This is a genomic window from Actibacterium sp., from assembly GCF_041584535.1.
In the GTDB taxonomy this organism is placed as follows: domain Bacteria; phylum Pseudomonadota; class Alphaproteobacteria; order Rhodobacterales; family Rhodobacteraceae; genus Actibacterium_D.
This window is the reverse complement of record NZ_JBFHDW010000173.1, coordinates 1-5,655: the sequence shown is the minus strand read 5'-3', so window position 1 is coordinate 5,655 and position 5,655 is coordinate 1. Positions and strand designations below refer to the sequence as shown.

7 protein-coding genes and 1 tRNA gene are annotated in these 5,655 nt (G+C 60.1%); 4 read left to right on the top strand and 4 right to left on the bottom strand.

Annotated elements, in window-relative coordinates:
- Positions 1–130 precede the first annotated feature (130 nt).
- The 3 genes from ABYW26_RS09555 to ABYW26_RS09545 all read right to left on the bottom strand — a co-directional run bounded on the left by ABYW26_RS09555 (position 131) and on the right by ABYW26_RS09545 (position 2,553).
- The gene (locus ABYW26_RS09555; protein ID WP_372604587.1) at positions 131–1,243 is read right to left on the bottom strand and encodes a site-specific DNA-methyltransferase; all 1,113 of its coding nucleotides are present in this window, start codon (positions 1,241–1,243) and stop codon (positions 131–133) included.
- Positions 1,244–1,331: 88 nt separating this feature from the next.
- Positions 1,332–1,970 (bottom strand): ribonuclease HII, encoded by a 639-nt coding sequence (locus tag ABYW26_RS09550; RefSeq protein ID WP_372604586.1) that lies wholly within the window; start codon positions 1,968–1,970, stop codon positions 1,332–1,334.
- 70 nt (positions 1,971–2,040) lie between these two features.
- Complete coding sequence (locus ABYW26_RS09545) at positions 2,041–2,553, bottom strand: hypothetical protein (RefSeq protein ID WP_372604585.1); 513 nt, start codon at positions 2,551–2,553, stop codon at positions 2,041–2,043.
- Positions 2,554–2,707: 154 nt separating this feature from the next.
- Between ABYW26_RS09545 and ABYW26_RS09540 the strand changes: the two genes are divergently transcribed.
- Together ABYW26_RS09540 and ABYW26_RS09535 are read left to right on the top strand one after the other, a co-directional pair.
- Positions 2,708–3,004: a hypothetical protein gene (locus ABYW26_RS09540; RefSeq protein ID WP_372604584.1), complete on the top strand. Its 297-nt coding sequence runs from the start codon at positions 2,708–2,710 to the stop codon at positions 3,002–3,004.
- On the top strand, positions 2,976–3,680 hold the full coding sequence (locus ABYW26_RS09535; RefSeq protein WP_372604583.1) for a transcriptional regulator: 705 nt from the start codon (positions 2,976–2,978) through the stop codon (positions 3,678–3,680). Before ABYW26_RS09540 ends, ABYW26_RS09535 begins: the two co-directional genes overlap by 29 nt.
- Positions 3,681–3,696: 16 nt before the next feature.
- On the opposite strand, the gene ABYW26_RS09530 is transcribed toward ABYW26_RS09535, so the two are convergent.
- Positions 3,697–3,773: transfer RNA gene (locus tag ABYW26_RS09530), tRNA-Arg, on the bottom strand.
- Between the two features lie 129 nt (positions 3,774–3,902).
- On the opposite strand from ABYW26_RS09530, the gene ABYW26_RS09525 reads away from it, so the two are divergent.
- Complete coding sequence (locus ABYW26_RS09525) at positions 3,903–4,940, top strand: LacI family DNA-binding transcriptional regulator (protein WP_372604581.1); 1,038 nt, start codon at positions 3,903–3,905, stop codon at positions 4,938–4,940.
- A gap of 64 nt (positions 4,941–5,004) precedes the next feature.
- A partial coding sequence (locus ABYW26_RS09520) for a glycosyltransferase family 2 protein (protein ID WP_372604579.1) occupies positions 5,005–5,655 on the top strand: 651 nt, incomplete at its 3' end.

The following is a 5,655-nucleotide window of genomic DNA, read 5'->3' as shown; positions in this document are numbered from 1 at the left end:
CCGCGCCGCAGGCGCGCAAAAAGACCTGGCCCGCAGGGCCGCAATAAAAAAGCCCCGCCGATAAGGCGGGGCAGTAGATGCCGTGGTGTCAGGCCACAGGCACCGGCGGTAAGCCAAATATTCAGGGATATCAGTTCAGGCGATCGGCCATTTCGGCGCGGATCTGTTGCCGCAGGATGTCGATCGGAACGGCCTTGCCATCGCGCTTGTACATCCAATAGGTCCAGCCATTGCAGCTGGGCGCGCCTTCCAGCGCCGCGCCAACCTGATGGATCGAGCCCTTCACGTCCTGCGCCACCAGCGTGCCATCGGCGCGCACCTTGGCGGTCTTGCCGCGCGGCGAGGTCAGAACTTCGCCCGGACGCAGCATGCCGCGTTCAACCAGCTGGCCGAAAGGCACGCGCGGCTCGGCGCGTTTCGAGATGCTGACCGACAGCGCCTCTTTGTCGAACTTGCGCACATTGGCGATGCGTTTCTCGGCCACCTTGCGATAGGCCTCTTCGCGCTCGATCCCGATGAATTCGCGGCCCAGCATCTTGGCCACGGCGCCGGTGGTGCCGGTGCCAAAGAACGGGTCCAGCACCACGTCGCCCGGATTGGTCGAGCCGACCAGAACCCGGTGCAGCAGGCTTTCGGGTTTCTGCGTCGGATGGGCCTTGTCGCCGTTGTCATCCTTCAGACGCTCATGCCCGGTGCAGATCGGCAGCACCCAGTCGCTGCGCATCTGCACGCCTTCGTTCAGCGATTTCAGCGCCTCATAGTTGAAGGTGTATTTGCTGGCCTCTTCCTTGCTGGCCCAGATCATCGTCTCATGCGCATTGGTCAGCCGCTTGCCGCGGAAATTCGGCATCGGGTTCGACTTGCGCCAGACGACGTCGTTCAGAATCCAGTAGCCTTCGTTCTGAAGCGCGGCACCAACGCGGAAAATGTTGTGATAGCTGCCAATCACCCAGATCGCGCCATTCGGTTTCAGAATGCGCCGCGCGGCTTTCAGCCACGCCTTGGTGAATTTGTCATAGGCGGCAAAGGTATCGAATTGATCCCATGCGTCATCGACCGCATCCACCAGCGAGTTATCCGGCCGGTGCAGGTCGCCCTTCAGCTGAAGGTTATACGGCGGATCGGCGAAAATCAGGTCAACCGAATTCTCGGGGAGACTGTTCATCACCTCGACACAATCGCCCGCCAATATCTGGTTCAGAGGCAGCTCAACTGCCCCTTTTTTCTTGGTCATCGTTGTCATCTCTGCCTCTGCTCCGCGCCATTTTGGCGTCGTGTTGTTAGGGACAAAGATGAGTCAAAGGTGATTCGACGTCAATTTCTTTTTTGAATCAGCCACTTACAGAATGTTCTTGATACAACATATTGTGGACAGGTTTGAACGAACGCCTATGGTGTGGGGTGACACCAAGATTTCGCAGCGCCTCTAAATGGGCTTTTGAGCCATATCCAGCGTTTCTCTCCCAGCCATAACCGGGGTGCTGTTGCGCCAAATCCACCATCAGCCGGTCACGAACCACCTTGGCGACGATTGACGCCGCCGCGATCGACAGCGACCGCGCGTCGCCCTTGATGATGGTTTCGCCCCCACAAGGCAGATCGCGGGGCAGGATGTTGCCGTCGATCAGCACATGATCTGGCGCGGTCGGCAGGCCGGCAATCGCCCGGCACATCGCCAGATGCGAGGCTTGCAGGATATTGATCTCGTCGATCTCGTCGACACTGGCATGGGCGACGCTGACCTCGGCCATCTCGACGATCTGCGCATACAGCACCTCGCGCCGCTTGGCGGTCAGCGCCTTTGAATCGTTCAGACCATCGGGGATCTGGCCGGGGATCAACCGCACAGCGGCGGCGGTGACCGGACCGGCCAACGGACCGCGCCCCACCTCATCGACGCCCACCACAAAGCGGGCGCCGTTCGACAGGGCCAAATGTTCAAAGCTGAAATCGGGAATGGGACGGGTCATGCCCCAGTCATCGCCCGCAGCCCGACCCTGTGCAAGGGCAAAGCCGCGGAAAACAGGACCACCGGTCGGATCAGCGACCGCCAGAGTTGGGGTTATTGTTGGCAATCGTAAAGCCACGATCCAGCAGGCATTTCGCCGAATAGCCATCGCGCAGCGGGCCACGGTCGGTGCGATAGGTCAGCTCGCATTGACGCGGCAGGCGGCCGTTGAAATTGGATTCACGCAGGCATTTCGACACAAAGATCGTCTGTTCGTCCTTGCCCGAATGCTTGCCCGACCGCACACGACGCGCACATTGCACCGGCAGAACCTTCTGCGAGCTATAGCGCGGATACTTCGAGTCGTTATCTTCATCATAGGAATGGCGGTGGCCGTTCTTGTCATACCAGTAGTCATCGTCATCCGACGAGGACTGCGAGTTGTTGTTGTCGTTGCTGGTGGTAATCACCGCATAAAGGGTGGCGGCCCCCAGCAGCAGAAGCAGCATGTCCTCGGTGCTCATATCGGCTTTCGCCGGGGTCGCGCCAAAGCCCGCAACGGCGATTGCGGCGGCAGCAACCGTGCTGATCAGCGATCTGCTCATGGTCCTATCCTTTCAAGACTTCTAATATCTGGGCAGGTAAAACTACCTGTGTCACACCCCAACTATGGCCAACAGAAGGCTTGTAAGGCAATAACACCCCTCGTGATGTCGGTTGTTATTGAATATCAGGATCGCCTCACCCATCGTGCCCCCTATGAAACATCGCATTCTCATAACTGCCGTTCTGGCCCTGACGCTTGGCGCCGCCTTGCCGGCGTCGGCCGAGTGCTATGCCGATTACAAGGCAAAACAGGCGCGCCCGTTGCGTCTGCATTACGGGGTCATCAAACTTCCGGACGATATCTGCGATGACCGGCGCGCCGCTGCCGAGTTTATTGAATCGCATCTGGAACGAAACGGTTGGCAGTTGCTGAATGTCATGTCACTTTTCGACAGAGACGGTCTGGCGGAAAGGAAAGTCAGTGCAGGAAAGTTCTTCCTCCGCTACTGAAACGCGGCGATCAGGCGCACATGTTGTTCAAATCGGGATCATCGCCATCGTGGTGATCCTGCTGACGGCGGCGGTGTTCCTGTTTCTGAACCTGCCCGATGCCAACGCCTTTAACGCCCGGGTCGAGCGGATCTTTGTTGAAAACAACGATCTGACCTCGGGTGCCGAGATCAAGCTGCTGGAAATCCTTGCCGAATCCGGCACCTCGTTCTCCGAGGTTCTGACCTCGTATCGCATGGTGATCTTTGTGCTGCTGGTGTTCTCGACCGCGCTGCTGATCGCGTCGCTGGTGTTCCTTGTCACGATCATCAGCCTGAACCGCCGCATGGGCGAGATCGAGCGCACCGGCATTCAGGTGTCGTCGCTGTTGATCAGTCGCGGCGAAAACACCGTGGTCCTGAACAACATGGCGTTCAAGCTGACCAAGGCGGCAATCGAAACCCTGTCGGTTCTGGCCGAGGCACGGATGGATGACGACGTGCTGTCCGGCGCCGAGATCGAAGCGGTGATTTCCGGCCGCACCGCCGCCGATTGCGACGAAGCCGCCGGCGCCACCCGCATCAAACGTCTGCGCGATGCGCTGGGTAACCAGATGGTCAGCGAATTGCTGATCAAGAACATCGCCCGCAAGGGTTACATGCTGTCGATCGACAAGGATGTGATCCGGATGATCTGAGCCGCAGTGCGGTGAATGGTGACCCCGACAGGACTTGAACCTGTAACCTGCCCCTTAGGAGGGGGCTGCTCTATCCAGTTGAGCCACGGGGCCAGCCCGGTCTTTCTTGCCGGAATAAACGACAGATTCAACCCCGCGCGGTTTTGCGCAAGAACAGGGTTGGAAAGTGTGCGCCTTTAACGCTAACTATTGGGAAAAGAAAAACTGAAAACAGGGGGCCTCATGTCTAACCCGCCAGTCGATCGTCCGCAGCGTCCTCTGACTCTTCGAGACGTTTCCGAGGCCTCGGGCGTCAGCGAAATGACCGTCAGCCGGGTGCTGCGCAATCGCGGCGATGTCAGTCAGGCCACGCGCGAACGGGTTCAGGCGGCGGCGAAACGGCTGGGCTATGTCCCTAACAAGATTGCCGGGGCGCTGGCCTCGCAGCGGGTCAACCTTGTGGCGGTGATCATCCCGTCAATGTCGAACATGGTGTTCCCCGAGGTGATGACCGGCATCACCAAGACCTTTGAAAACGGCCCGCTTCAGCCGGTGATCGGCGTCACCCATTACGACCCCGAGGATGAAGAGCGGGTGTTGTATGAAATGCTGTCGTGGCGCCCTTCGGGGGTGATCATCGCCGGGCTTGAGCATTCCCCGGCCTCGCGCGCGATGCTGATGAACGCCGGCATTCCGATTGTCGAGATCATGGATACCGATGGCGAACCCGTCGACAGCGTGGTCGGCATTTCCCATCGCCGTGCCGGTATCGAGATGGGGCGCGAGATCGCCCGCGCCGGTTATCGCCGCATTGCTTTTCTGGGCACCAAGATGCCGCTGGACCACCGGGCCCGCAAACGGTTCGAGGGCCTGACTTCGGCCTTGGGCAAGGAAGGGATCGAGATCGCCGATCACGAATTCTATTCCGGCGGCTCGGCCTTGGTCAAAGGCCGCGAGATGACCGAGGCGGTGCTGAAACGCACCCCGGACATCGACTTTATCTATTATTCAAACGACATGATCGCCGCCGGTGGTCTGCTCTATTGTCTGGATAATGGCATCGACGTGCCGGGACAGGTGGGGCTGGCGGGCTTTAACGGCATCGAATTGCTGGAAGGTCTGAACCCCCGGATCGCAACAATGGATGCCTGCCGCCGCGAGATCGGCGTCAAGGCCGCCGAGATCATCGCCCGCTGTGTCGACGAGGGCATCACCCATGCCGGCGAGCGGGTCGAGCTGTCTCCGCGTCTTGAGGTCGGCGCAACCCTGCGGCGCGGCTAGGCGGTTGGCTGGACAAGGCCACGCCCTTGGTGTTTAACGCCGGTGAATTTCAGCAGGCCAGTTGATGGCGCATGAGGCCGCAATGATTTCCGTCTCGATCGTGATCCCGATGAAGAACGAGGCTGGCAATATCGAGGCCCTGCTGGCCGAGATCAAAGCCGCCTGCGACGGTCAGGCCGAGTATGAGATCATCGTGGTCGACGACGGCTCGACCGACGACACCGCCAAGATCGCGAAATCGCTGATTGCAACCCACCCCACCCTGCGGATCGTGCAGCATGGCAATTCCGGCGGTCAAAGCGCCGGAGTGCACAGCGGCGTTCTGGCAGCGCGCGGCGCGGTGGTCTGCACCCTGGATGGCGATGGCCAGAACCCGCCCTCGGAATTGCCCAAGCTGTTCCAGCCGCTGCTGGCGGATCAGACCGGCAAGCTGGGCCTTGTCGCCGGGCAGCGGGTCGGGCGTCAGGATACGCTGTCGAAAAAGCTGGCCTCGCGCTTTGCTAACGGGTTGCGGTCGCGCGTGTTGCGCGACGGCACCCGCGACACCGGATGCGGGCTAAAGGGGTTTCGCCGTGACGCCTTTCTGACCCTGCCCTATTTCGATCATATGCACCGCTATCTGCCCGCGCTGTTCAAGCGCGACGGCTGGCAGATCGCATTGGTCGATGTCAGTCACCGCGAGCGGCAATCGGGCCGGTCGAATTATTCCAACCTG